Annotated in this window: 25 protein-coding genes; 5 read left to right on the top strand and 20 right to left on the bottom strand. The window is 58.7% G+C overall.

Annotation, left to right across the window (positions count from 1 at the left end):
- Positions 1-31: 31 nt before the first annotated feature.
- From BLW55_RS17015 to BLW55_RS16980, 8 genes are all read right to left on the bottom strand, one after another.
- A complete protein-coding gene (locus BLW55_RS17015) occupies positions 32-808 on the bottom strand; it encodes a helix-turn-helix transcriptional regulator (RefSeq protein ID WP_090329585.1) in 777 nt (258 codons plus the stop codon).
- Positions 809-905: 97 nt separating this feature from the next.
- On the bottom strand, positions 906-1,751 hold the full coding sequence (locus tag BLW55_RS17010) for a carbon-nitrogen hydrolase family protein (protein ID WP_090329584.1): 846 nt from the start codon (positions 1,749-1,751) through the stop codon (positions 906-908).
- A 15-nt stretch (positions 1,752-1,766) separates the two neighbouring features.
- On the bottom strand, positions 1,767-2,666 hold the full coding sequence (locus BLW55_RS17005; protein WP_090329583.1) for a proline iminopeptidase-family hydrolase: 900 nt from the start codon (positions 2,664-2,666) through the stop codon (positions 1,767-1,769).
- Positions 2,667-2,771: 105 nt separating this feature from the next.
- On the bottom strand, positions 2,772-3,407 hold the full coding sequence (locus BLW55_RS17000; RefSeq protein WP_007009455.1) for a GntR family transcriptional regulator: 636 nt from the start codon (positions 3,405-3,407) through the stop codon (positions 2,772-2,774).
- A gap of 33 nt (positions 3,408-3,440) precedes the next feature.
- Positions 3,441-4,520, bottom strand: coding sequence for an ABC transporter ATP-binding protein (locus BLW55_RS16995; RefSeq protein WP_090329582.1), 1,080 nt, complete (start codon positions 4,518-4,520; stop codon positions 3,441-3,443).
- The gene (locus tag BLW55_RS16990; RefSeq protein ID WP_090329581.1) at positions 4,513-6,255 is read right to left on the bottom strand and encodes an ABC transporter permease; all 1,743 of its coding nucleotides are present in this window, start codon (positions 6,253-6,255) and stop codon (positions 4,513-4,515) included. The genes BLW55_RS16995 and BLW55_RS16990 overlap by 8 nt, the downstream gene beginning before the upstream one ends.
- 65 nt (positions 6,256-6,320) lie before the next feature.
- Positions 6,321-7,415, bottom strand: coding sequence for an ABC transporter substrate-binding protein (locus BLW55_RS16985; protein ID WP_090330042.1), 1,095 nt, complete (start codon positions 7,413-7,415; stop codon positions 6,321-6,323).
- Positions 7,416-7,442: 27 nt separating this feature from the next.
- Positions 7,443-8,240: an alpha/beta fold hydrolase gene (locus BLW55_RS16980; protein ID WP_090329580.1), complete on the bottom strand. Its 798-nt coding sequence runs from the start codon at positions 8,238-8,240 to the stop codon at positions 7,443-7,445.
- Positions 8,241-9,528: 1,288 nt separating this feature from the next.
- Between BLW55_RS16980 and BLW55_RS16970 the strand changes: the two genes are divergently transcribed.
- The 5 genes from BLW55_RS16970 to BLW55_RS16950 all read left to right on the top strand — a co-directional run bounded on the left by BLW55_RS16970 (position 9,529) and on the right by BLW55_RS16950 (position 15,211).
- The gene (locus BLW55_RS16970) at positions 9,529-10,815 is read left to right on the top strand and encodes a hypothetical protein (RefSeq protein WP_090329578.1); all 1,287 of its coding nucleotides are present in this window, start codon (positions 9,529-9,531) and stop codon (positions 10,813-10,815) included.
- 172 nt (positions 10,816-10,987) lie between these two features.
- A complete protein-coding gene (locus BLW55_RS16965) occupies positions 10,988-11,830 on the top strand; it encodes a type IV toxin-antitoxin system AbiEi family antitoxin domain-containing protein (protein WP_090329577.1) in 843 nt (280 codons plus the stop codon).
- Positions 11,830-12,744, top strand: coding sequence for a nucleotidyl transferase AbiEii/AbiGii toxin family protein (locus BLW55_RS16960; protein ID WP_090329576.1), 915 nt, complete (start codon positions 11,830-11,832; stop codon positions 12,742-12,744). The genes BLW55_RS16965 and BLW55_RS16960 overlap by 1 nt, the downstream gene beginning before the upstream one ends.
- 8 nt (positions 12,745-12,752) lie before the next feature.
- Positions 12,753-13,601, top strand: coding sequence for a protein NO VEIN domain-containing protein (locus BLW55_RS16955; RefSeq protein ID WP_090329575.1), 849 nt, complete (start codon positions 12,753-12,755; stop codon positions 13,599-13,601).
- Positions 13,602-13,975: 374 nt separating this feature from the next.
- The gene (locus BLW55_RS16950; protein WP_090329574.1) at positions 13,976-15,211 is read left to right on the top strand and encodes a hypothetical protein; all 1,236 of its coding nucleotides are present in this window, start codon (positions 13,976-13,978) and stop codon (positions 15,209-15,211) included.
- Between the two features lie 123 nt (positions 15,212-15,334).
- On the opposite strand, the gene BLW55_RS16945 is transcribed toward BLW55_RS16950, so the two are convergent.
- From BLW55_RS16945 to BLW55_RS16890, 12 genes are all read right to left on the bottom strand, one after another.
- Positions 15,335-15,919 (bottom strand): hypothetical protein, encoded by a 585-nt coding sequence (locus BLW55_RS16945; protein ID WP_090329573.1) that lies wholly within the window; start codon positions 15,917-15,919, stop codon positions 15,335-15,337.
- A gap of 13 nt (positions 15,920-15,932) precedes the next feature.
- Positions 15,933-17,012, bottom strand: a complete 1,080-nt coding sequence (locus BLW55_RS16940; protein WP_143038456.1) for a hypothetical protein — start codon at positions 17,010-17,012, stop codon at positions 15,933-15,935.
- Between the two features lie 1,025 nt (positions 17,013-18,037).
- Positions 18,038-19,111, bottom strand: a complete 1,074-nt coding sequence (darG, locus tag BLW55_RS16935; RefSeq protein ID WP_244509113.1) for a type II toxin-antitoxin system antitoxin DNA ADP-ribosyl glycohydrolase DarG — start codon at positions 19,109-19,111, stop codon at positions 18,038-18,040.
- Positions 19,108-19,617, bottom strand: a complete 510-nt coding sequence (gene darT / locus BLW55_RS16930; protein WP_210184108.1) for a type II toxin-antitoxin system toxin DNA ADP-ribosyl transferase DarT — start codon at positions 19,615-19,617, stop codon at positions 19,108-19,110. Before darT ends, darG begins: the two co-directional genes overlap by 4 nt.
- 355 nt (positions 19,618-19,972) lie before the next feature.
- Entirely contained in the window at positions 19,973-20,581 is a 609-nt protein-coding gene (locus tag BLW55_RS16925; protein ID WP_244509112.1) for a VUT family protein, read from the bottom strand.
- Entirely contained in the window at positions 20,553-20,912 is a 360-nt protein-coding gene (locus BLW55_RS16920) for a pPIWI-associating nuclease domain-containing protein (RefSeq protein ID WP_143038455.1), read from the bottom strand. Before BLW55_RS16920 ends, BLW55_RS16925 begins: the two co-directional genes overlap by 29 nt.
- 5 nt (positions 20,913-20,917) lie before the next feature.
- A complete protein-coding gene (locus BLW55_RS16915) occupies positions 20,918-21,697 on the bottom strand; it encodes an FRG domain-containing protein (RefSeq protein WP_244509111.1) in 780 nt (259 codons plus the stop codon).
- Positions 21,694-22,782 carry a hypothetical protein gene (locus BLW55_RS16910; protein WP_143038454.1) on the bottom strand — a complete coding sequence of 363 codons (1,089 nt, stop codon included), beginning with the start codon at positions 22,780-22,782 and terminating at the stop codon, positions 21,694-21,696. The genes BLW55_RS16915 and BLW55_RS16910 overlap by 4 nt, the downstream gene beginning before the upstream one ends.
- 68 nt (positions 22,783-22,850) lie before the next feature.
- Positions 22,851-23,195 (bottom strand): hypothetical protein, encoded by a 345-nt coding sequence (locus BLW55_RS16905; RefSeq protein ID WP_143038453.1) that lies wholly within the window; start codon positions 23,193-23,195, stop codon positions 22,851-22,853.
- Entirely contained in the window at positions 23,195-23,797 is a 603-nt protein-coding gene (locus BLW55_RS16900; RefSeq protein WP_090330039.1) for a 7-cyano-7-deazaguanine synthase, read from the bottom strand. The genes BLW55_RS16905 and BLW55_RS16900 overlap by 1 nt, the downstream gene beginning before the upstream one ends.
- Positions 23,794-24,975 carry a PfkB family carbohydrate kinase gene (locus tag BLW55_RS16895; protein ID WP_090329567.1) on the bottom strand — a complete coding sequence of 394 codons (1,182 nt, stop codon included), beginning with the start codon at positions 24,973-24,975 and terminating at the stop codon, positions 23,794-23,796. Before BLW55_RS16895 ends, BLW55_RS16900 begins: the two co-directional genes overlap by 4 nt.
- A complete protein-coding gene (locus BLW55_RS16890) occupies positions 24,972-25,370 on the bottom strand; it encodes a hypothetical protein (RefSeq protein WP_090329566.1) in 399 nt (132 codons plus the stop codon). The genes BLW55_RS16895 and BLW55_RS16890 overlap by 4 nt, the downstream gene beginning before the upstream one ends.
- Positions 25,371-25,404 lie beyond the last annotated feature (34 nt).

Below are 25,404 nucleotides of genomic sequence, written 5' to 3'. Positions count from 1 at the left end.
AGGGATGGCGAGACAGCCTAGCTGGAAGAACTTACAGGTTGGACTGGTAGGAGGGCGCAGGGTCGAGCAAACCGTAATGGGCGGCGCGGGCCAGTGTCTGGGCGCGGTTGCGGGCACCGAGCTTCTTCATCGCCGACTGCATGTGCATGATCACGGTCGAAAGCGAGCGGTCGAGCGCATGGGCGACCTGCTTGTCGGGACGGCCTTCCGCACAAAGGCGCAGGCATTCCATCTCGCGCGGCGTCAGGCGCACCGCGGTCGTCATCATCGCTTCGTCGTTGATCGAAGCCATGATCTCGTCCTGCAATTCATGCGCCATGAGCGTGAATGCAGCGGCCAATTCATTGTCGAGACGCCTCTCCGGCGGGCGTTCGTTCCAGATGCCCGTTACCGTCGCAAGGCCGCGCGTGCCCCCGCGCACGGCCACGGTCATACCGCGCGCCAGCTTGCGTTCGCGCAGGAAACTGGCCACCTCTGCGGGAATATTCCTGCGATCGCTCAGTTCCGAAGACTCATCTGCATGATAGGACCAGTAGACGGGGCGTGCGCGACCCAACGCAATCTTCTGCACCGGATCAAGCTGGTAGAAGCCGCCGCTACACCAGAGTCTCTCCATTTCTCCAGGAATGTTCCGGGAGGCAAGGACAGTGGGTGTGATCAACTCCCCCTCAGGTGTGAAGGGCACGGGAGAAAAGTCATAAATCAATGCCTGCATTCCGAACTTCGCCACCGAGCGGGCAGCCCGATCGAGCTTTCGATCCAGTTCAGCGTTCGATGGCGTTTTCGGCTTTGTATTCATCACCTTCATCTATTCGGATCTGTCGGGCATCCCAGGCCAGCACTCGTAAAGGCTAAGCGCTGATTTTTGTAGAGGCAAGCCCGATTATCCCGAATACGGCGCACCGCTACGGCCGAGCCATGACGACCCGGGGCGTCCCGATTTCGCGGCGCTGCAACAGCGTTGGCAAGCGGTGACGGGTCGCTGCAACAACCGCGCTGTCGACTTCAGCCATGATGACACACGGATCGTCGCCCGCCGCAGCGATGACTTCGCCGAATGGCGAGATGATCCGGGATTGACCGTAAACCCGCACCCCCTCCCGTTCACCACATTGCGCTGCAGCAATCACATAGGAGCCGGTTTCAATCGCACGGGCTTTCAGCAGGGGTTCCCAGTGCAGCGGCCCCGTCGCCGTGGAGAATGAAGCCGGGATCATCATCACATTTGCACCGACCCCGGCCAGCGCATCGAACAGATAGGAAAAGCGAATGTCGTAGCAGATCGACAGACCGAGCCGGAAATCGCCCATGTCGACGACCACGGCGCCACCCTCACCAGGGGCAACGGCGGCGGATTCCTGGAAATCGGCCGCGCCCCCCAGCTTTACGTCGAATGTGTGCAGCTTGTCGTAGGTTGCCACAACATCGCCCGATGGAGCGATGAGATAGGCTCTATTCCAGATTCGCTGCCCGTTTTCATGACGCACGAGAAGCGAGCCGGCATGTATCCAGATGCCGAGTTCCCGGGCAAGGCGGAGACAGAGCGCCAGTGTCGTATCATCCGCCTCGGGCACACACACCGAAGGGTAACGCAGATTGTCGCGCAGAAGTATGTTGGCTGCCTCCGGAAGGCTGACGAAGGACACGCCCTCACCTGCCACCTGACGAACCATCTCTTCGATCTGGGCATTGTTGGCCTGCACATCACCCGTCGTGTTCAACTGGATCGCAGCAACGTGAAGCTTGCTCATTGGAACCCTCCCTCTCTAATCCAGCCGCGCCAGAAAATCGGCGACGACAGCCATGTAAGAACCGCGTTCCTCGACATGCGGCATGTGGCTCGACGCCTCGAACACCTCCCAGCGAGCTCCCGGAATACGGTCAGCGAACTCGCCCACAGTTGCAGGCGAGGCCTCGTCATACGCTCCCGAGATAACCAGCGTCGGCGCCTGCACCCGATGCAGACGTTCCACCACTGTCCAGTCCTTCAGCGTGCCGACCACATGAAACTCCGTAGGACCGTTCATCGTGTGGTAGACGGTCGGGTCACGGTCGATCCAGTCGAAGGTGCGCTTTACGAAATCCGGCATGGGCTGCAGACGGCAGACATGGCGCTCGTAGAAAACCTGCGACGCCGCCTGATAGTCGGGATGATCATAGGTACCGTCCGCTTCGTGACGGGACAGGGCATCCTGCGTTTCCTGCGGCAGTTTCTTGCGCAACTCAAGACAGCCCTCCACCCATGCTTTCATGGAGCTGGGTGAGTTGGCGATGATGATGCCGTTCAACCCTTGCGGCTGGCGCACGGCGTGCTCGGATCCAAGCATTCCGCCCCAAGACTGGCCCAGAAGATTGTAGCGCTGACGAATGCCCAGATGATCGAGCAGATTGTCGAGCTCTTCAAGAAACAGGTCGACGGTCCAGAAATCGGGACCGGCCTCCGGGAGATGCGTCGAACGCCCGTTTCCGATCTGATCGTAAAAAACGACTGCGCGGCCTGTGGCTGCGATATCTGAGATGCTCTCAAGATAATCATGCGTGCACCCGGGGCCGCCGTGAACAGCCACAAGCGGCACCTTTACGGATTTCAGATCTCCGATGACCCGATACCAAGTCTTGTACTCTCGGAAGGACGCAAAATCTTCAACCACATCGACTGCTGGCATGTGAAAACTCCTTTGGGATTTTAGCAGAGCCTTCACCGCCATCCGCAGCGGCGCAATCTGTAATAAATAGCAGGAGAGAAGGATAACGGGCGCGGAGCTGCGCCGTCATCGCTGCTCTGAAGGCGCCTCGCGCCAGCGTGTCAGATGACGGGTAACGACTTCTGTCATGCGCTCGCGGTCATGCGTCTTCAGCGCCTCAACCATTTCGAGATGGTCCAGACTGCTGGACCTCGCCTTTGCCGGCATTGCCCACTGATTCCACTCACCAGGCAGATTGCGCTCGCGCAGTTCATGGATGAGATCGATCAGCGTGCGATTGCCACAGCAGGCGTAGAAGGCGTGGTGAAAAGCGTGGTTCAGCTTCTGTGCTTCAGGATAGGGAACGGCCTCGAGCGCATCATCGAAAGCGAGCGCAGCGGCTTCTATGTTTGCCACATCCTCTTCGCTCGCCTGCTCGATCACCAGCAGCGCTGCCGGCACCTCCAGCATCAGCCGCGCATCTGTAAGTTCATCGCGCTGCCTGCGATCGGTTTCGGCAACGCGATAGCCGCGATTGGGCACATGGCTGACCATATGCCCCGATGCAAGCCGGGCGAGCGCCTGACGCACGTCAAACCGCCCTACCCCATAGCGTTCTTCAAGATCGACGAGCCGCAGCCATTCGCCCGGCCGATAGAAACCAGCCGCAATATCGGCGCGCAGGCGCTCGCTCAGCCCGTTTCTGATCTCCCTCTTGCTCATCGCTGCCTTCCCCAAACCTTTCGAGGGTTCCCACTACTCTGCGGCAAAGACAAGGGCATCTCCCTCCGCAATGTGTATTTTCCCCGCCCTTTCAGGCACAGGAACATTCACAAGCATGCGAATTTCCTGCCCCGCCAGGGTTAGCTTCTGCTCATAGTGATTGCCCAGATAGCTGGCGGTGGTGAAGTTGGCATCCAGCGTGTTCGCATCACTTCCTTTTGCAACCCGCATACGCTCGCCACGTACCGCCAGCCTGGCTTTGGCCCCGGCGGCCATCGGCACCGCGCTGTGACCGTCGAGCTTCTGACCATCCGCCAGACGCAGGCGCGTAACGATTGTGTCGCCCCTGCGCGCGCTTTGCTCAACGATGCCTTCGATAAGATTGGCGCTGCCGATGAACGTCGCCGCAAAGGGATGCTGCGGACGCTCATAGATTTCCTGCGGCGTTCCAAGCTGAACGATCTTGCCCGCCCGCATGACGGCAATGCGGTCACTCATCGCCAGCGCTTCTTCCTGATCGTGGGTCACATAGATGGCGGTCAGACCAAGCTCGCGCTGAATTTCCTTCAGCCACACCCGCGCACTCTGGCGCAGCTGCGCATCGAGGTTGGAGAGCGGTTCGTCAAGCAGCAGGAGCGGCGGCCGAAACACCACTGCACGTGCCAGCGCAACACGCTGTTGTTGGCCTCCCGACAACTCACCGGGATAGCGCTTGCCGTAGCCTGAAAGCCCGACCAGATCCAGCGCCTCGTCGACGCGTCGCGCGCGTTCTGCCCGGTTCACCTTGCGCAGCTCCAGAGGCATGGAGACATTGCGCTCAACCGTCAGGTGCGGCCACAGCGCATAGGACTGGAACACCACCCCGAAACCGCGCTTTTCTGGCGGCGCAAACTGACCGGTCGCCTCATCGAAAAGCACATGGTCGCCAAAGCGGATGACACCGGATGTTGGCCGGTCGAGACCGGCAATCGCTGCAAGCGTGGTCGACTTTCCGCAGCCGCTCGGCCCAAGAAGCGTGAGGAACTCACCCTGCTCCACCGTCAGCGAAATATCGTTTACGGCGTGAACGTCGCCATAGCTCTTTGTGAGACTTTCCAGAACGAGCTTATTCATAGAGCTTAACTCCAAACACGAGACGGGCGGCGATCAGAAGAATTGCGATCATGACGATCTGCAGGGTTGCGAAGGCGGCGGTCACGCCGGCTGCTCCGTTCTCCCAGAGGCCGAGCATGGTCACACCCATGATTTCCAGTCCCGGCGCCATGAGGAAGATGGCGACGACGTAAGACTTCAGGTGCACGACAAAGAGCAGAATGAAGCAGCCAAGCAGCGCCGGCTTCATGAGCGGGAGGAGAATGCGCCGCATGCTGGTTATCCAGTCTGCGCCCACCGTACGCGCCGCCTTGTCGAGATCTGCGCCGATCTGCACCACCGAAGGCTGCACCGCGCCAAGCCCCAGCGGAATGGTCGCCATCACATAGGCGACAACGAGGATCCAGATGCTGTCGCGCAGCCAACCGAAGGGCGCAAAGACGATCGCGGCATAGAAGACCCCCAGACCAGTGATCAGGCCCGGCACCATGCGCGGCGAATAGGCCAGTGCTTCGAGCGTGCGGCGGAACGGGAAGCTCGACCGCTGGATGACGAGGGCAATCAGCGCAGTGAGAAGCGTGCCGAGACCGGCCGCTGCCACCGAGATGATCAGCGTGTTCCAGAGTGCGCGCATATAGGCGTCTGTCTGGAAGACGTCCTTGAAGTTCTGCAGCGTCAGCACCTGCCAGACCGGAATGAGCGGCGTCAGGTAGCTGGTGAAGGCACGCAGGACCAGCCCCAGGATCGGTACGAGAACAACGAACACGATATAGAGAGCGGCGAGCGTGAAAAGCGGCCATTTGAGCGCGCCAAGCTGCAGCGGCGCGGGCCGTGTGCCCTTCCCCTTCACCGTCTCATAACGATGCCCGTTGGACAGAAGCAATCGCTGTAGCATCAGCGTTGCGCCGACCAGAACCACCAGAACCAGAGCCGAGGCGGCCACCATGCCATGCTGCGGATTAGAGGCCCCGATCCCCTCCAGATAGAGATAGGATGACAGCGTGTCGATGCGCGCCGGCCTGCCGAGAAACAGCGGGATCGAGAGCATTTCCACGGCGATCACGATGTTGAGCGCGCTGGAAGTAACGATGGCCGGCAACATCAGCGGCAGCGTCACACGCCGCATCACGGTCAGCGGTCCTGCACCGCAGGTCCGGGCAGCACTCTCCAGCGTCGGGTCAATGGAGCGCGCCACGCCGTAAAGGCAATAAAGATAAGCCAGCGGAGCCTGCGAGACACCGGCAACGATGGCCATGCCCGGAATGGAATAGAGGTTCCACGGGGCGTCACCGAACATCCGCGCGAAAGCCTGCGTCAGAAAACCGGAGGGGCCATAGACGATGAGCCAGCCGACCACCATGATCAGATGCGAGAGATAGAGCGGCCACATCATCATGTCGCCCATCACCCGGCGACCGGGCATGTCCGTGCGCCCGAAGAGAAGGGCCGCTGCCACGCCGAGCACCTGCGCGATGACCGTCGTCAGGCCCGCAAAGGCCAGCGTCGTCAGCGCAATCTCACCAATGGCCTCATTGCCCAGAAGCCGACCGATATTAGCAAATGTGAAGTGCCAGTCCCGCTCATAGAGAGGGCCGGCGACAAACACCTGAAGCAGGATTGGCAGCGCCGGCGCAAGCACAAGCACCGCCGTGATGATGAAGATCAGCCACTGCGCCATGCTCGAACGGCTGAGAGGCGCGATTGCCGGGCCGACGCGGGGAGGCGTGAGCGTGGTCTCGGCGGATTGCGTATTCATGATCTGGCTTTCTTTCTCGCCATGCGGCGGCCGGCAGCTTTCGAGCTGGCCGCCGCATTGATCGATTACATACCGAAGGCCTTGGCCCAGCGTGCGATGAAGGCTTCATGCTCTGTCAGCATGTTCGGGTCGTAATCGATGAGGATCATCTTGTCCTCGCCGCCAATCTCCGCGATCACCTCGTCAAGAGAATAGGACGTTTCGCCCTCCGGCTTAACACCGGGGCGATAGGCTGTCAGCTTGCCTTCCGCCACCGCATACTGCCCCTCTTCCGAGAGGATGAAGTCGAGCATGAGTCGCGCTGCCGCCGGATGCGGTGCCTTTTCCGTTACGCCGACACCCCGCAGAAAGACAGGCGTGCCATCGGAAGGAAATTTCCAGTCGATGATCTGTCCGACGCCCTGGTTCAATCGCGGGAAGAGAACGGGGCCGGATGCGAAGTAGGACGCCGTGTTTTCACCGCTCACGGTCTTCTCGATCATGCCGCCGGTGCCGCCACCGGGTCGCGTCGACGGGCCGATTGCGTCAAACCATTCCCATGCCTTGTCACCATGGTGACGCACGAACGCAAAGTTGATGGATTCGCCAAAAGCGAACTGGCCGTCATAGGTGCCGATCTTGCCCTTGAAGACGTCCGGGTGCGCGGTGATGTTGGCGAAGAACTCTTCCATCGAGGCCGTGCGCAGTTCCTCGGGAACCAGAACCTTGTTGTACATCAGGATCATCGGGTCGGCGGAGAAGGTGTAGACGCCCGGCATCGGAAGGCTCCACTCCGGCAGGAACCGAGCTTCCGGTGACTTGTAATCAACGACGAGACCGTCATTGGCGGCCTGAATCCAGTCACCGATCGTGCCGGCGGCCAGCATGTCGGCTGTCGCCACACCCGTGCCCGTCTCGGCACGATAGCGCGTGAACACCTCGCCCGGCCCGAGGTCGAGCGTTTCTACCTTGATGTCCGGATAATGCTCGTTGAAGGCGGCGATAAGCGGCTCCCAATTCTCCGGCCCCATGTTGGAATAGATCAGCAGCGAGCCTTCTTCATTTGCCTGTGCGATCAGGTCGGCATAGTCCGCCGGATAGTGGTCAGGCAGCGCCTGCGCCGACGACACGCCGGCAGAAAGCGTCAAGAACGCGGCGGATAGAAGCAATGTGCGAAGCATGGAGATTCCCCTTTTTTGTGTATGCATTCAAAGCCACTTTTCGATGGCGCCGGCTGCGGCCACGGCAACCGGGCCGAGCTCGTGTCCAACACCATCCAGATACTCGAAACCCGGCTTCAGCCCCGATTTCTCAAGACTTTCTTTCAGGGCTTCCATGCGCTGATGACGGTTCGCACCGGCAATGTCGGCGTAAGGCGAGTATTCGGGATGATCCGGTCCCCGCGTCACGAGGCCCTGATCGCTGTCGTTTGCACCGATGAGAAGATGGAGCGGAAGCCCTTCGAGCCCCTTCCTGTCAACCGAACGCCCAATGGCCCTCTCGATACCATCGACGCCGGGCCACCAGGGCAGTTCCGTATCCAGCAATGTTACGGCGCCGGGCGCTGCGATAACCGCGCCGGACAATTTGCCCGCTGCCACCAGAGCATACCGCAGGGCAAACTGGGCCCCGCCAGAAAAGCCGAACAGATAGGCAGGTTGAGACCCTAGAGCGAAGCGCGCCCTGAAAGCTGCAGCCATGCTTTCCAGCAGCATCGCATAATCGATGCCCGGCTCGCGGAGAAATTTGTAACCGTCGGAATAGCCGGGGCGCGTCACGTCTGAAGGGAAGAGTGGCGCAAACACATTGATATCCTGCCGAGCAGCCAGATCGTCAAATGCGTCGCGCGTTTGCAGATGATCGCGTGCACTGCCGTGAACGGCGATCAGCAGGGGGCGATCAGGCCTGCGCGAGGGAGCCAGCGTCCACGCATAAGCAAAACGCGAATCTGCCTCATGGTCGGCCACCCCTTTTTCAAGCGCAATCGCATCTCCCCCCAGTCTCATGCGCGCTCCTCCGAACGGCTTGCAGGAAAAGCATCGGAACGCCTGCAGCTCGATGCCCCTGCTGATCGCAGAACCAACGGCGCGACAGGAACATCACGTCCCCGTGGACTCGGGTCGAAAAATGCCGTGTTCAATGAGGCTGACATTATATGCTCATAAATTTGCGCAACTTTATGCGCAATTAATGCGGCATTTGCCCTGTGCCGTCAATACAGCTTTTTGCAAAGCGCTCGTTGTGTCCGGGTTCTGTACAGGCAACGACAAGCTGCCGGCCCGCAGCACCGGCGCGGGTCTTCCCGCCTCAGTCCGCAGTCTTCGAGAAACATGAGGGAGTGGCCCTTTGCTCGATCAGGTCACCCTCACGGAAAACAGAGCGGCACACATGCCCGTTCCGACATTGACCGACAAAGACTTCCCGCACTCCGCTGGCGATGGAAATCCGAGCGCCGCGGTCGGTTGACCAGCGACCAGCAATGGAAGGCACGGCAGGAAAGAAAGTCCACGTCCCGATTGAGGTCCGCGGCTTCCAGTACCTGCCCGGCATTGCATTTCACTTCGCAGCGGGAAGGTCACGCGAGATGGCGACTGGTGCCGTCTGGCGCTGCCACAGGCTCCTCAATGATCAGGCGTCGCCCTTCCGCAATGGCATATAGGCCGCACTTCGGCAGTGCCCACGCATCGCGAGCTGCGCGCTAAACAGATCAGCAGGCCCCGAAAATACGTCCAGCAGGACCGAATGGCTTGACGGCAATCGCTGGTGGGCTGGGCTTCAGGTCTTCGGCACATCGCCAGACATACCGTCGCGGTGATTTTGATGCCAATCTGGTGCGCGCTGGTCAAAACGGGACCGAGCTGGAAAGGCTTTTATTGAAAAAGGGCCGGCGGAATTTTCTTCACGCCAGCCCCGATTGGAAAACCGCTATTCCCACTCTATTATTTTTTTCGCCCTAAGTATCTGATATGTTTGCGAAAAATAAATTCAGCGGTTGAATATACCGTGAAAGGTACCGTCAGAAACCTAGCCTTTTGATTTTGCTTGGTTTTCAGGGGCGAGCCTAGCTGGAAAAATTCTGTGAACTATCGGCATCTATCGGCCGCTTCGCAGTGAGGCATAGATCGCAAACGTCGAATCTGATGCGCGGATAAAGTACCGTCAAAACCGGTAAAATCAATACTCCCACCTCGATCCCGGATCGCCGGGATCGAGCACATTGCATGGACGACAGAGGTTGAGAGGGTGAAGACAGTTTCTCGGGAAGAGCTCTACGAGCAGGTTTGGTCCAAACCCATGACCAAAGTTGCCGCAGACTATGGCGTTACGGGTACGGCGTTGAAGAAGACCTGCGATCGCCACCACATTCCAACACCTGAACGTGGGTACTGGGCGAAGCTGGAATACGGCAAGCGGGTCAACAAGGAAGCACTACCGTCACTGACCGAACCCAACCTGGCTACGGTCAGGATATCGGGAAGCTCCGAGCAGCATCTGTCTCCTTCGGTCCGCGAAGCCAAGGAAAAAGCTAGAGACAGGCTTCACAAGCATGCCGCGGCTAAGCCGCTTCTGGTCCCTGCATCGCAACCGACGCTGAGCATCGATGAACCGCCGTGTCTCGCTGCCACAAGGCGCGCGATTTCAAAAGCGCGTCCTGACGACCAGGGTTTCGCCGCAGCTCGGTCGAAAGGCGTTGTCCCGCTCAAAAATGCTCCGGCTTCCATTGAGCGGGGAATTCGGGTTCTAAGCCAGTTGTTCGCTCTTGCGGAAACCCAAGGCTATGTGTCCAAGGCGACCGAACACGGGTTGGTCCTCATTGTCGAGAATGAATCAATTTCGTTCGGCCTAGAGGAACAGCCCGAGAAAACCTTGCACCAACCGACATCCGCAGAACTGAAGCGGCGGGATGAAAGGATGCGCTGGGGCTACACCACCGACCCTTGGCCCAAGTACGACCAAGTTCCATCCGGCCGGCTCGCTATCGTTATTCACACCAACCCATATTCAGGTCTTCGCCGCACTTACTCAGACGGAAAGACGCGAGCCCTGGAAAGCATGCTACCGGACATATTGGCAGGTTTCGTCGGGCACGCCGCGTACATTAGTGAGCGCAGGAGAGAATCCGACGAGCGGGAACGCCGCCACCGAGAGGCTGAAGCTCGACGCCAGCGTGAAGAGGCATTCAATAGTCGCGAGAAGCGCCGCATGGAGTTTGTGGATGCGGTCCATGAACAACTGATCCAAAGGGATAAATTGAACGCAGTGCTCCGTCATCTCGAAAAAGCGACGTCCGAGGATGCTGCAAGAGTGAGCGCAATGACGACTTGGGTCCGGCAGCATCTGAAACAGATCGACACCCTGATCAGTCCCCTTTTCCTCGACATTTCGGCGAGATCGTCAAAAGTCGATTTCGCCGAGCCAGACCCTGAACAGGAAGCAGAAAGGGGCAGCTTTTATTATTCGCCCCCTATCACCCTCCAACTCTGGTCTATCGACGACGCAAAGGGGCAAGCCACCTCGTGCTCGCCGCTGGAGTGGACAGACGCCTTGGCCTTGCCGAGTGAGGGAGCCGAAACCGGTTAAATCTCTGAGACAGACTGATACGAAACCTCAGTCTTCAGCCATCGGAATTTGAGGATTTGTATCAAGGCGAAGACCGTGGGTTTGCCATATGCCGCATTTACTAACCGACGTGACGCTAATCGGGATATTTTCAAACTAGTGTCGGGTTTGAATATGAGCTAAAAGGTTCACCATGAGTGAGCAAAGCACAGGAAAGCTGAAGCAGCTTGAGCGCCTCCTCCCGGAGGGCTTGCTCGTTGATTCCGCGTGGCTCTCCGCGCGCGACTACTATGCCTCCCTGCGCACCAAATATGTCTCCTCAGGCTGGCTCGAACAGCCGGCACGCCGGGTCTATCGACGCCCCCGCGGACAGTTGAGCTGGCAGCAGGTCGTTATCTCGCTCCAGACGCTCCTCGACCATCGCCTTGCCGTTGGTGGCCGAACATCTCTCGAACTGCAGGGCTATGCCCATTACCTCTCGCAAGTCGGTTCTAAGGTCTATCTTCACGGTCCAACGAAGCCGCCCAACTGGCTCACCACGCTGCCACTCAAAGAGGAATTCGTCTACCGCAACAGCACACCGCTCTTTGGGAGCGACCTGAACGAGGTTGACTTCCCTCCCCTCGTTCCGGGTGCCCCCAAGCAAGGCGACCGGCCTCTCCAGAATGCCGTATTACGCTCCCTTGCCTGGGGACAATGGGAATGGCCGCTGACGGTTTCAGCACCTGAACGTGCGATCCTCGAGCTTCTCGACGAGTTGCCCGATCATGAAAGCTTCCATCAGGTCGATGTGCTGATGGAAGGACTGAGCGATCTTGCTCCGCGGCGGCTGCAGAAGCTGCTTGTCCGCTGCCGAAGCGTGAAGGTGAAGCGCCTCTTCTTCTTCTTTGCCGATCGGCATCGCCACGCATGGCTCAAACACATTGAGCGCGCTGCAATCGATCTTGGCTCGGGCAAGCGCATGCTGGTCAAGGAGGGGCGCTACGATCCCGCCTATCAGATCACCGTGCCGAAAGAACTGGATGAGGTACCCTGATGGCTTTTGCTGATGCCTACCGCAACCAAGTCGCGCTCCTAATCCGCGCGCTGCCTTCAGTCGCAGCGGAAGAGTGTTTTGCGATGAAGGGCGGCACGGCCATCAATCTCTTCATCCGCGACCTGCCACGGCTTTCGGTCGATATCGACCTCACCTATCTGCCGGTTCAGGAACGCGCGGCCTCGCTAGCTGCGATCGATGCGGCGATGCTGCGCATCGCAGAGCGCATCACTGAAGCGGTTCGTGGCACCCGCGTCGCGCCATCGCGCTCACGCGAAAACGTCGTCACCAAGCTCGTGGTTCGCAGCGACAGTGCGCAGATCAAAATCGAGGTCACGCCGGTCCTGCGAGGCTGCGTATTCGAGCCCGAGATACGTCCTGTCTCATCCAGCGTCGAAGACGAGTTCGGTTTTGCGGAAATGCGGATTGTCTCCTTTCCGGATCTCTATGCCGGCAAGATCGTCGCCGCGTTCGACCGGCAGCACCCACGTGACCTCTTCGACGCGCGCGACCTCCTGGCGAACGAAGGCGTCGACGACGCGCTGCGGCGGACCTTTCTTGTCTACCTCATCAGCCACGACCGCCCCATGGCCGAGGTGCTGACGGTACGGCGCAAGGACATCAAGGCTGAGTTCGAGCGCGGCTTCATCGGCATGACGCGGCAGCCGGTCGAACTCGACGACCTTCTGGCGGCGCGTGAAGCGCTGATCAGCGAAATCGTCGGCTCAATGCCTGATGCTCACCGCCAATTCCTCTTGGCGTTCGAACGAGGCGAGCCCGATTGGTCAACAATCGGCTTGGAAGCGGCCGCTGATCTGCCGGCCGTGCGATGGCGGCAACACAATCTCGATAGCCTGAGTGCCGAGAAGCGGGGGACGCTGGTGAAACAGCTTGAAGAGGTCTTGGAAAAATAGGCGAAGCGATGGCGGAGATGGCTGGTGTCTGGACCGAGGAGCAGAACGACGCGATCGTTGCGGACTACTTCGCAATGCTCGCCGACGACATCGCCGGCCGCGCATACAGCAAGGCCGAGCACAATCGGCTCCTGCAAGCGGTCATTGGGCGGCCTAGGGGTTCCATAGAATATAAGCACCAGAACATCAGCGCAGTGTTGAAGGGCCTCGGCGAAGATTGGATTCCTGGCTATAAGCCGGCCTTCAATTTCCAAGCGTCGCTCGTCGACGCGGTGGTTCGCTGGCTGGATCGTCATCCGGATTGGCTCGTATCCATCGCACGGACGGCCATGAATCCGTCGCCGACAGCGCTGAGGGAAGAGGCGATCCTATGGATCGGCCCGCCACCGACGCACAGCAATGCGCCGCCGCCCAACGAACTCGAGCAGATGACAGCCATCGCCCGGAAGTACGATGTGGCCGAGCGTGATGCCCGCAATCGCGCACTCGGTCGCGCAGGCGAGGAGCGGATTCTCGCCCACGAGCATGCCAACCTGCTTGCCGCCGGCCGAAGCGATCTCGCAGGCCGCATCCGCTGGGTGTCGCAGATTGATGGCGACGGTGCCGGCTACGACATCCTTAGCTTCGATCCCGACGGCCGCGATCGCCTGATCGAGGTGAAGACGACCAAAGGCTGGGAGCGAACGCCGTTTCACATTACGCGTAACGAACTGACCGTTGCTGAGGAACGCCGCGCTGATTGGCGGCTGGTGAGGTTGTGGAATTTCGCGCGGGAGCCACGGGCATTTGAGTTGCGGCCGCCATTGGAGGCGCATGTGTCGCTAATGGCAACCAGTTATCAGGCCGATTTCTTATAAGGGCCGACTGCGGAATGTCCGGGTCGGACGGAAATTGAAAGATAAGCTGCAGTTCGGTTGGTGACCCCAATTCCCGATTGAGAGCACTCCGGTATTCGCTCGAAAGCGGACTGGCCTCCATTTGTGTGCAGCGTTCGGAAGCTGCTATCGTGCATGGGCTAGGGTAGAGGAAGGTAATAACGACCTTGCGAAGTTCCCCCTACGAAGAAATAGGGGAGAAGGCCCCTGCTCCGCAACTCCGACCATCTGCGCTGCGGGCCGCAGCAAACGAACAGATCGCAATTTCCTCGCCAATGAACTATGAGAAACGACGCGCTTTGGCCGAGATCGAATGCCGGCGAATGTTTGCGGATCGCAGGGCCTGATAGAGGAGCATGCTTCGGCTGCCGACGAAGATTATGTCGAATGAAATCTCGAAGAAACTGATCGAGCAAATCGACCTCGCACACCGAGCGGATATTTCGCGCGTCCGCGATGCTGCAATGGGTATCAGCGGGCTGACGGCCGATCGACTGGCGAGCGCTGCTCTCGGCGACATTGTCACCAGAAACAGCGTCTTGCAGGACACGTTGAAGGGCATCTACGGCGTTGGATCAATCCACGACGTTATCTCCGGCAGGATGCGGGGCAGCGATGCTTTCGCGACCATCAACGACAGCCGTTGGCGCGAGGCGGTGCTTGGCACCTTTCCGTCCGGCACCGCTGCGGCTCTAGCCCAAAGTCTCCACGGCCAGTTTTCGTTGCCGGACACCACCAAGATTTCCGAGTTGCTCTCGGGCATCGATCGCTATCCCTCGGCGATGCGGGACGCATTTGGCGGCATGCGCGAGCTGCAGGAACGCTTACGCGTGATGCAGTCGCCTTGGCTCGATCTCGAACGGGAATCCTTATCAATACGGGCCTTCGCCAATATCCAGGCGATCGGCGGCCTTGCGACCTCAACAAATTCCTACAGCAAGTCGATCACGGCAGCGCTGCGCTCGCAGCTAGGCGACTGGCGCGATCCGATCACCTTCGACGTGCCCAAGCTAGCTGATGCATTCGCACGCATCGAACTTTATGACAGTCGCGGCTTCAATCCGGACCTCACGCATTTCAGCGAGGAAGCCTATCAGGAGACGGTCGAGGTTTCCGGCCTTGTCCTGGATGACGCGGACGTTGAGACAGTCGATGGTGATGATGATCTTGAACTCAACTCGAGGGCATATCAGACCTTACTTCGCTTTGAGCGTGAAATCCGCGCCTTTATCGTGACGGTCATGAGCACTACCTTCGGACCGGACTGGATGAAACACCAGTTGCCTCCGACCATCCACGATCAATGGCAGGCAAAGAAGACCGCTGCGCTCAAAGCTGGTGCGGACGATCTGCCGTTGATCGAGTATGCTGATTTCACCGATTACCTGCCCATTATCGAGCGTAAGGACAATTGGGTCAGTGTCTTCAAGCCCGTCTTCGGACGGCCCGAAGACATCCGGGAATCGCTTCAGCGACTTTATCCGGTTCGACTGGCAACGATGCACGCTCGCATCATCACACTCGATGATGACTTGCTGCTGCGCTCTGAAACCACGCGCATGTTCACCAAGCTGCGCCGTCACAAGAGCTAGTCGGGGCGCCGCGCTACGCGTAAAGAATTCCAGAACGCGGTTCCGCGCGCGATCACCGGCCACATCGATGACGGCAGGGCGTGGAATGCGACCGATTGAGCAGGGAATTAGTCTAGTTTATCGCTATCCCTTCAGCTTGGCGAGCAACTGATCGTGCAGCTCTGCAATCCTGCGATTGAGGCCTTCGATCGTTCCAAGCGCGCCGATTGCGATCTGGACCGCCTCGGCGGGTATTGCCCGCTGTCCCTCGCCGATCTTCACAATGCGGCCAAGTGAACGGCGCAGCCCGTCTTTGCCGAACTTGCCGTAGATGATTTCGTCGAGCGCATTGGCGGCCTCCATGCCGCAACTCTCTCTTAGTGTATCGCGATAGCCGCGCAGGTCTCGCATGCTCCGTTCCACGTCGTCCGCCGTGGCTTCGAGCATCGCGGCAATGCCCGCGACGTCATCCCTTGTACCGGTGCCATCGGCAATGCGCTCGAGATACTGGCGCGAGCCGGCCGGTGAAAAGACAAGCGTATCGAGATTACGGGCGGCACCTCGCGAACGCCGGTTACGAAACGTCCCTGCGACCGCTTTCCCCCCATCGTCAATTAATGCTGCAACATCCCTCAGGCACGCGATCAGCTCGCGGAGCCCTTTGGCGAGATCGGTGACCGATCCTGGAATGGCAACGACGGTGCCTTCAGATGTGATCCTTTCGTTCATGGTCCCCTCCCATCTATGAATTTGCGCGGTCGTAGCGTGACAAAAACAGCCTGGCCGTTAGCAGCACGATGTGCAGACGGAACGTGCTGTCATCTTCGTCAGAGAGACCAGGGTGCGAGCCGTGCGGATGCAGTCGTGCCATCAGTCCGTTGATGAAACCGACGCCGTTATCTCCCCACTCATTCAATGCACGATCGAATAGCGGAGGGGTCCAATTGGCGAGGCGTGAGCGTCTTTCGTGGCCAGATTTGACCGATGCGGCGGCCGCATCGAGCTTCACAGCCAACTCGTCGAACAAGCCTTCGACGAAGGAGCGAATCTGGCTATTCGCTGCTGCCCAATTGCCTGCTGCGTGATTTTTGAATGCCTGATCGAGATGGCCCTTGGCCGTTGCGAGGCCATGCTTATCCAACAGCCTGACGAGATCGGATTCTGCCTGGGGCAAGCCGATGTCGGCGGGGAGCTCGCGTCTGAGTTCGCCGTCCGTCACGATGAAGCCATCCTGACTCAGCGCTCGGCGCAGCCGGTCAAAGATCGGATTTGGCGCCGGTGGCGAAGACCATTCATACTCAGGTTCGATCGACGGCAGAAAGGCGATCGCGCGATGAACAAGGACATTCTCGAGCAGACCTTCATCGGTCTGCCGGAGCGGATTGCGATCGACGTAACGCTTGAGATCGACCATCCGGCTTTTTGCGCTACCGCCGTTGGGAAGATGCTCGTAAACGTTGGGGCCAAAATCGGTGAACAGTGAGCTGATCTCGGCTTGGGTGAGCTTCACCTCCACGACATCGATTGCAGCGATGACAGATCGGCGCGAGAACAAGGAACGGCTTGCCTCGGGCATGGGACCAAAATAGCGCTCGACCAATGAGTTTGCATTCACCTCAAGGAATCGTCGCGCCTGCTGATCAGTCAGTGGTTCAAAGCTCTCTATGATCCCGTCGTGGCCGGCTGCGACCTGGAAGAACACGCCAGACGGCGTTCGATAGAGACGCCACCACGCATCCGACATTTCGTGGTTGTGGCTGCCCATTGCCACTTCTACAGCGGTGTCGGTGTCATAAACCAATCCTCCGATCACTCGTTTCACATACGCCCTCCATTACCTATGGTAAAAAAGATGATCAGGCACAATCGCAATGGAAAAAGATTCCGTCAAATGCTCGATGTATTGTTGGTCGCCATGTAGGTGCTTTCGTATTTTTTTCGTCATTAGGCTTATTGGGAATGCCGACTGCAGATTTGACCAACCGGAATATCATTTCTACGATTGCGATGTCCGCTAGCTTGGGTGGACGTCCGGAATGAGGGCGCAAAGCACCCACCTTTTGCGCGCGCTATTCTACGCCAGAGCACCCCTCTCATTGAACCGGCGCTACATCATCGTGAGAATGCGCGCAGACCTCTCATCCGATACGGAAATGGAGTGGGCCTGCTCGGTGGAGGTGAAATACGGACGAGAGCAACAACCAGGCGATGGGGAAATTGCCACCGAAACCACGATATTGCCGCCGTTTGTACCCCGCCGACCCACTCGATTGTTAAGACAGGGTGTAAGTATTTGAAATGAAAGCAAAATAAATTCCTCGTTGCCGAAATTTCCGACATAGAGGCCGTCGAATTTCTATACTTTTGATTTTAAAGGGAAAAACATCCCAATCTTTTTTGAGAGGTTTCCACAGCTATCGACACCTATTGGTCGAACTTTACGCTTTCAGGCACCTGTCTCCAAATCAGCATCCGCTGGAAAAGTACCGTCATCACCTATATCAGACGGGGCAAGTCGAGACCACCGGGTTTAGCCAGGATCGGCGTTGCGTTTCACATACGATTGCCCGGCGTGACGCCACGTCATCGGGGCTATCGGTCGCCGTCTACTTTGCCCTCAACAGACAACTTCCCCCTCTGCGCCCACCTGGCCGACGCTGCAAGCTTGGCGATTTCCGATCGCCGCTGCGCAGTCAGGCGCTCCGCACGCTTTCGCCGCCCTTCGAACCTAGAGCCTGCGCGGCAGGATCCTTGGTAGTTTCGTCCTGTACAGCAACCTGACCAGGCTTTTCCGCATCACCCGCACTACGCGGGCCGCTAAGCTTCATATTCCTGTCCGCGACCAGACTAGGGAGTGAGTTCCGCTTGCTTGAGCGCATCCAGCGCAATGTCAATGATACGATCGTCGAAGAGACGCAACTTCCGCTCTGCCGGTTCCTTCCCACCCGGCCAGGACTGGAGCTTTTCGCGGATTGCCGGAACGGTTGGCTGTGCGCCCATCTCGACAACAAGCCAGTCGACCGTCGCGAGCAGTTCCATGCCTAGCGGTGACTCAAAGCCGTCGATGAGAGCTGACGTCGCTTCGACGGCTGGCAAGTGGCTCTTGCCCTCGGTCTTCATGAAGAGGGCAACCAAATCGCGCTTGGCCCCATCGAACCGTATCGGCTCGAACGGGCCGGCATCCGCGAGCCGCTTGTCGCAGTGCAGGTAGCTGCCATCGAGCCCATTGAGCATGTGCTTCAGCTTATCGGAATATGGTCCGAATTTGTTGGCGCCGAAGTCAAACTCGAACTCCGGCAGCGACAGCTTGCGATTGAAGCGCTCAAGAAAATAGCCGAGCTTCTGGACCTCCAGTAGCGAGCACTCAATACCCAGAATCGAATACCGTCTTATCAGCTCCGCGATCGATGCCCGTGGGGCGGTAAGCCTCTCGACTCCAGTACGTTTGGCGACGTTCTGATACTTCTTAGTCGGCTCGTAGATGACGATCTGGACATCCTTCAGGTCCGCCAGCTTCTCGATCATCAATTTCCGGACTTCCGCCCAATCCAACCCGCCGTTGCCAGCCCCGAGCGGCGGCAGGGCGATGGATCGAATATCATTGCGCACGATCACCGCCTTGAGATCATCGAGACCGCGCTCGACCCATTCCATCTTTGACGGGTAACGCCAATGCGCCTTCGTCGGAAAATTGACGATCCATTTGGGTCCGAGGAACGACTGCCGGCGCGTGACGAACATCTTCCCGACGTGCAATTCCTTCGCACGGCAAGCCGCCTCATATTCCTTGAAGTTTTCTGGGAAAGCTTCCTTGAACATCAGCGCCACGCCCTTGCCCATCACGCCAACCGTGTTCACGGTGTTGACGAGTGCCTCGGCATCGGACTCCAGCAGATTTCCTTCGGTGAACTCGATCATCATAGAAACCAGCTTCTCTGTGCGACGATCTCAACGGCTACACCATAGGCAGCAGCCAGCTGCTGCATCTCATCGCGGGTTTCGGTATCATAGCACGCAATTCCGATCAGCGCGCTGACAGGAACATGCCAATGCACAAGTGCCTCGGCCTGATATTTCTCGAACTTGTCCAAGTCGTCGCGCTTGAAGTCGCGCACCTGAAGCACGGGCCAGATGATCCGGTCCAGATCAGCTAGGTCGTTCGAGAACTGCGCTGTCTTCAAATAAGCATGCCGGTCGCTGAACACAAATGGCCTTTTCTGCTGTTGCAACCGGGGCAACGACGAAACGAGGATTACGATATCCTTCAATGGCTTTTGCGGCACACCGTAGCCTGTCTTGATATTGTAGATCATCGGCGTGTAGGGCGTGAAGTAGAACGGAACATAGTCGCTCAGAGTTCCACCCGGCGGACATGGCACGAGGCGCTGCGTCCGCTTCTGGATAAGTTCCTGGTTGCCAATCTCCACATAGCCGGCCTGCGCTTCTGCACTGGCAACCGGATTGAAGCACCTGTCCGATATTGTCCTTATGGACTATTCGGAAGATCAGCGCTTTTTCTGGATTGAGCAACTCCTTCGACATGGGCACGAAGCTAGCTGCTTCGATGCTCAGCGGCAAGCAGGCCAAGAGCGTGCCAGCCCTCCATGATCCCATCGCATGGCGCGGCAACGAAACCAGGCACGCGATGGCCAGGAGGCTCATCTCCTGCACCACAGTCAGCAGCTGAGCCGAGCCGCGTCGCGCCGCTCGACCGATCAGCGACGCCGGTCGTATGGACGCATACATGCGCTAGATCGCGTAGCGGACGTAACCCGCTTCTCCTCAAAGTTTCGGAACCTCTACCGCAACAATCGGCAGTACGGCGCGCCCTCGCGCTCGCTGGATCGCGATAAGTAGCGGTAACGCAGCCAGAACCATCCAAGCTTTCCCGATGGACTGCCCGACAATGTAGGCCGGATTTCCGAATGCGATCTGGACAAAGATCAAGCTGTCGAGGAGCAGGCCGATGACGCTGCTCGCGACGGACGCGAGCACCAGTCCCCGCCGACGCAGCCTTGTAAAGACGAGCAGGTCGACCGTTTCCGCAATCAGGAAAGCCACCACGGAAGCCACCGCCAGGACTGGCGACGCGATGATCGCTGCGATGATGCCACCGATTAATACCGCAGCGATCGCCCAGAGGATTCCAAGCGCCTCCTGCACGAGATCACGAAGAACGAACGAGAGGCCTGCAAGAAGCACCCCAGACGGCGCCAGGATACCCAGCCAGACCGGAATAAGGCACGGGCCGTCCGAAACACAAACTGTTCCGAAGTGCGCAATGAGCCAGTTCGCCGCCGGCACGCAGCCAATGAAAGCTGCAAGACTCACCCAGCCGAGAGCGCGGTTCATGCCGCCGAAGTTAGAAATCGGAGGCATCGTGATCGGCAATCCCGCCATGGAATGACGACGTATCGACCGTCATGTCATCGATGACTGGCTCGGAGTCGACGACACTGCCGTGGAAGGTCCCCGGAAAACTCTCCGAAGTCTCCAGCGGGTCATCCGTGTTCATTCCGTAGCGCAGGACAACATACCAGGTCAGAGGGCCCTCAAACTGATCCCCCTCGAACCGGATTTCGTTCTCGAAGGTTTCTACCGTGTCGATCTGAGTCGATGTCGAAAGCAGGTCGAGATCCGACCAGGCCTGCGTGTCCTGATAGTCTATCGCTTGCACCGCCTCGACGATCTTCTGGCGCAATATTCTGTTCTTGTCATCCATGTCCGTCACCCGATCATCGGAGTGCCAATGCCGATCCTTTCGATGTAGCGCCACTTCAACGTCTCGCAGAGACCGCCGATATCCGGATAGATGTGACTTTGATCGATGCCCATCTTGAAAAGCGTTCGCCGAAACCTCGACCTCATACTGGCTGGAATGATGAACTTGTCAGCATTCTCAGGCCGCCATGGCTTATCCGGCCGATTGTGGACTGAAAACAAGCCACGCTGATTTACGATCCGCGGAGCCGATTTCGTTGGAACGAGGAACATCACGCGATCGATCGAGAAGGGATCCGGACTCTTTACCGGATCTACGATGTCCTCGGACGGGATATTGACCGCATGGACGACGGCATTTTCGGTTTGCTTTCCACTTGAGATCGCGAAGTAGCAGGCAACCAGGGGGTTCGTGGTCCAATCCAGCAGGCGAGTTGGAAGTCCATGGTGCTGGGCGACCGCAAGCCAATTCCAGTCACCCGTTACAGGAAGTTGGAACATCGGTCCCGCGGATTGCTGGAAGGCTCGAAAGACCCTTTCCTCGTGCAGGGCCGAGTATACCGCAGGCGGTCGTCCCACGGTCGGAATGAACTCGTGCGTTTCCGACCCACACCCCCGAAAGACCCGCATAGGATGTGCTTTTGCATCGATAAACTCGATGAACTTGATCCAGCGAGCCTGCGTCTCGCGGACCATCGCCTCATATTCCGCCGGTCCTGGCCCGCCATGCGGACGCTTCTCGACCGCGCGAGGCAATGGTTTCCGGGGTGGTCGCGTCGTCGTCATGGTGATGGACTCCGCATCGCGTGATAGAGAGCGCTGGGGAAGTCACCTGCTATGCGCGATGCGGGAAAGCGCCGCTGGACCGTCCGACGATCGCGCTCTGGCCAGAACACCACCTTCGGCTCCCCTACTCGCTCGCGAATTTCGTCACTGATCGAAGGCCCCTCACTCGATCCGATGATGAGCAGGTCGATCGGTCCCTCCGCGTGGATCTCCCCGTCCCAGTCTATGTACGTAAAGGCCGTCGAGCCACCGAAGTCGCTGATCAGGATTTCAGTCTGCATGACGAGCGATTTCGCCTCGAAACGTCCGACACCGAGGAGCCGCAAATGATCACCATCCTTGCGGCTATGGCGAAGATCGGACAGCTGCGGCGGTGGAAGGAGCGGTAGCCGAGCATCCTCAACGAAATAGGCGATACTTCGTGCCGCGAAGTCTGCAGCTTCCATAGGCTCCATTCCAATCTCGCCCCATGCATGCGCGAAAGCCGCGGCGAGAACATCCCCCACGCCAATGCGGAAATAGCTTTCGGCAGCGTAGCTCTTTATCGAGATCGGAGACTCACCGAAAAATACCTGAAGCCCTCCCAACCGGTCCTTGGTCAGGATGATCTGCGGAGCAGGCTTGCTCTCGAAAACATTCTGCGCTGCCGCTGCGAGGTTATCATCTGTCCGGGATGCATCGCCCAGGCCGCCGAAACCGAGAAGTTCCTCCTCCGAAAGGATCATCGCCAGTCTGTCAGCGGTCGAGCCGTTCGCGTGGAAATTCGCGTAAGAGTTTTGTGGGTCGTAAACAACGGTACGGCCCGTGACCTTGGCGCTTCCCTCCATGAACCCGAAACGCAGAACGACGTCGCCGTCCAAAGTGAGGGGCTTCTCTTGCTCCTTATCGTCGGGCACATCTGGAACAAACGACTTCTGCAGTGTGTCGAGATACTCGAAGATCAGCTCGTGTCTGGTTGGCACCAATTTCCCGACAATTCCGAAACTGGAGAGGGTCGCCTCGGCGTCGCTCTTCCAGACGGTCGGCACATAAGTGTGAAGCACCGTGCCCTCCGACAGCCCGCTGACCGCGATGGCTGCGCGCATTCCCGATCCGAACAAGCGCTCCCATCTCGGGTACTGGCAACGTTCAAGATACGTACCGCCGGCGATAATCATGCTCGTATGACCTCGACCGAGCAACGTGTGGCTGAAGCAAACTCGACAACCGCGATGTAACGTGCTCCGATCTCCACGCAGGCGATCAGCTGCGCGAGTCCCTGAAAGGCTGCCAAGGTTCCGACGACCCCGCCGTCATTCGCCACGCAAACGAGGCTGCGCCACTTTCCATTTTCAGAGATTTGGACAAGCAGTGCGTCGCCCGTCTCAAGACCCTTCACCTGGTCTGGTCTGACCCCGACAAGATCGACATTGAAACGAAGGTCACAGCCGTCCTCCAAGACGACCGGCCTCCGGCTCGTCGCGGCCTGGCGGACGCCTTTAGGTGCATACCCTCCCATCAGGCAGCTCCTCTCTTTGAACCGTGATAGGTCATCTCCACGCATTCGCGGTGCTTCAGGCAGCCGTTGCACTGACCGCATGCATATTCGTGGACGTGGCAGGAAAAGGTGAGGCCGATCAGCTCGTATGGAAAGCCTGATGTGCGTAAAAGCGTCCTTGTCGACATCCGTCGAGCCGGCGCCGTGACCCGCACATGTCCTTCCTGTAGCGAAAGGGTTCGATCGAGGGATTTCAGAAAGGGTGCCTTTCCGTCAGCGTGCTGATCCGTCGACACTGAACCAAGGATGATCTCCGTGACCCCCTCAGGCATGAGTTTCATGGCCGCAAGAGTCACCAGCATCTGATTTCTGTACGGCCAGAATTCCTCGGCTGACGCGCCGTCCGCTGCCGCTTTTGCCGCCATCGAGCCCGATCCGAGAGACGAGAGGTTTGCGTGGATTGTGCGGTGTTCGAGACCAATCTGGCTGCACAATGCCGAAGACGCCGCGATCTCGCCTTTGGCGGCGCGCTGGCCGTAGTCAATAGTGACGCAGACCTCCGGCCTCAGCCACCATGCCAGCGCAGAAGAGTCTAGCCCACCCGAGAACAACAGCGCCCTCACCTCAGAGAACTCCAAATCGCGCCGTAAACTGCCGTAGTGAAATCGTCGGTTATCGTGCAGCCGGTTCCCTCCAGCATCGTCAGACTCTCCGGTCGCGGCGCCTCCGCGAGAGCCACAACCGGAATTCCGAAATTTCGAGCATATCCAATCTCGAACAAAGTCCCTGCGTCCTCTCCGTCGATGACGGCGAGAACCGTGTTGCACGACCGCAGTCCATCCAGGTCTTTACCCGCGATGTAGTCGGAGCCACCGTAAGCGCCCACATCGTGAATTGGCGAGAACGTATCTCCACCGAGCATCGCCAGGCAGCCACGCATCTCGTCGACGAGCCATCTTTGCGATAGCGTGAAGAAGGGAGCGGCGATGTATATTCGACCAGCTGCATCTCCACCCGCATGCGGAGCCAGATCCTCAAGCCCCTCAAGCGAAACTTGGGTTCCGCGCGTCGACACATAGCGGGCAACTGCGCGCGAGGCGAAGTCGGCGGCCTTCGCCGCCGGCCATTCGCGTTCGCCCCAAAGGTGAGCGAAGACGGCGCTGAAGATGTCGCCTGAGCCCAGCTTGAAGACGGCTTCCGATCGATAGGCGGGAATTCGTATGTTGCCGCCAGGCTGCATGACCACAGCCCCAAGCGGGCCGCGCTTGACCACAATAACGTCGGCATTGAAGCGATCGCGCGCGATTTCGTAGTTCCAGATGTCACCGCTGTCGGCGCCATACTCAAGCTCCACCTCATTGAGTACCACAGCAAGTTCTTTCGCTGTGGAACCATTGGCGTGAAAAAGGAGGGCAGCCGAAGGGTGTTGGGGATCGTAGACCGCGCGCCTAGCGCTTACGGCAGCATCGCCCTCGACCATACCGAACCGCAGTATGACATCGCCACTTGCAGAAAGTGGAGGCAACGGACTGTCGGGCGCTCCGACGAGTTCCGATATGGAAAGGGGATGGAAGTAGTGGAATGCAACATCAGATATGATCTCCCTCAGATCCGTCGTTACTCCGAGTCCGTGCATGCTCTGTCGCACATCCTCTGCCCATCCGGTATAAGCGTGGGCCACGAGGTGGGAGCCTGGTGAAAGCGCGGACAGTGCCACGGCGGCGCGCCCGGCCGACCCAAAGATCCGCGACCAATGAGGGCGTACGCATTCCTCACGATAGACGCCGCCGACAATGATCATGCTGTACGTCCACCAGTAACGTGACAGTGGCCTGAGCCGAGTTGTGTGACTGTTACGGCGTACTTCACCCCGCCTTGGAGGCATTCCAGGAAATTTGCGTAGTTCTGGAATGCGGCGAGCGCGCCAACGATCATCCCGTCGGATCTGATCGCCACTGCAATTGGATGCTGATCCACAAATTCCGTGCCAATTCGGAGAACATCGCCCTTTGCAAGGCCGGAAAGCGCAGGAAGGCGTATTCCTTCTAGGTCCGTATCAATGCGGATATCGCATCGATCAGCGCCCTCAAATCCGCCCAGACCAGATCCCGCAGCATCCTTGCCAGCCTTTGGCTTTGGCGCGCTCAAATTCTCGGCGTGTTGCTGAATACTCTTTGGTTTGCTTTTACCAGCCATCGAATCAAGCCTCCCAATTCCAATTTTAGGAGAT

It is taken from the genome of Nitratireductor aquibiodomus, from assembly GCF_900105565.1.
Classification (GTDB): domain Bacteria; phylum Pseudomonadota; class Alphaproteobacteria; order Rhizobiales; family Rhizobiaceae; genus Nitratireductor; species Nitratireductor aquibiodomus.
This window is presented reverse-complemented; position numbering and strand designations above follow the sequence as displayed.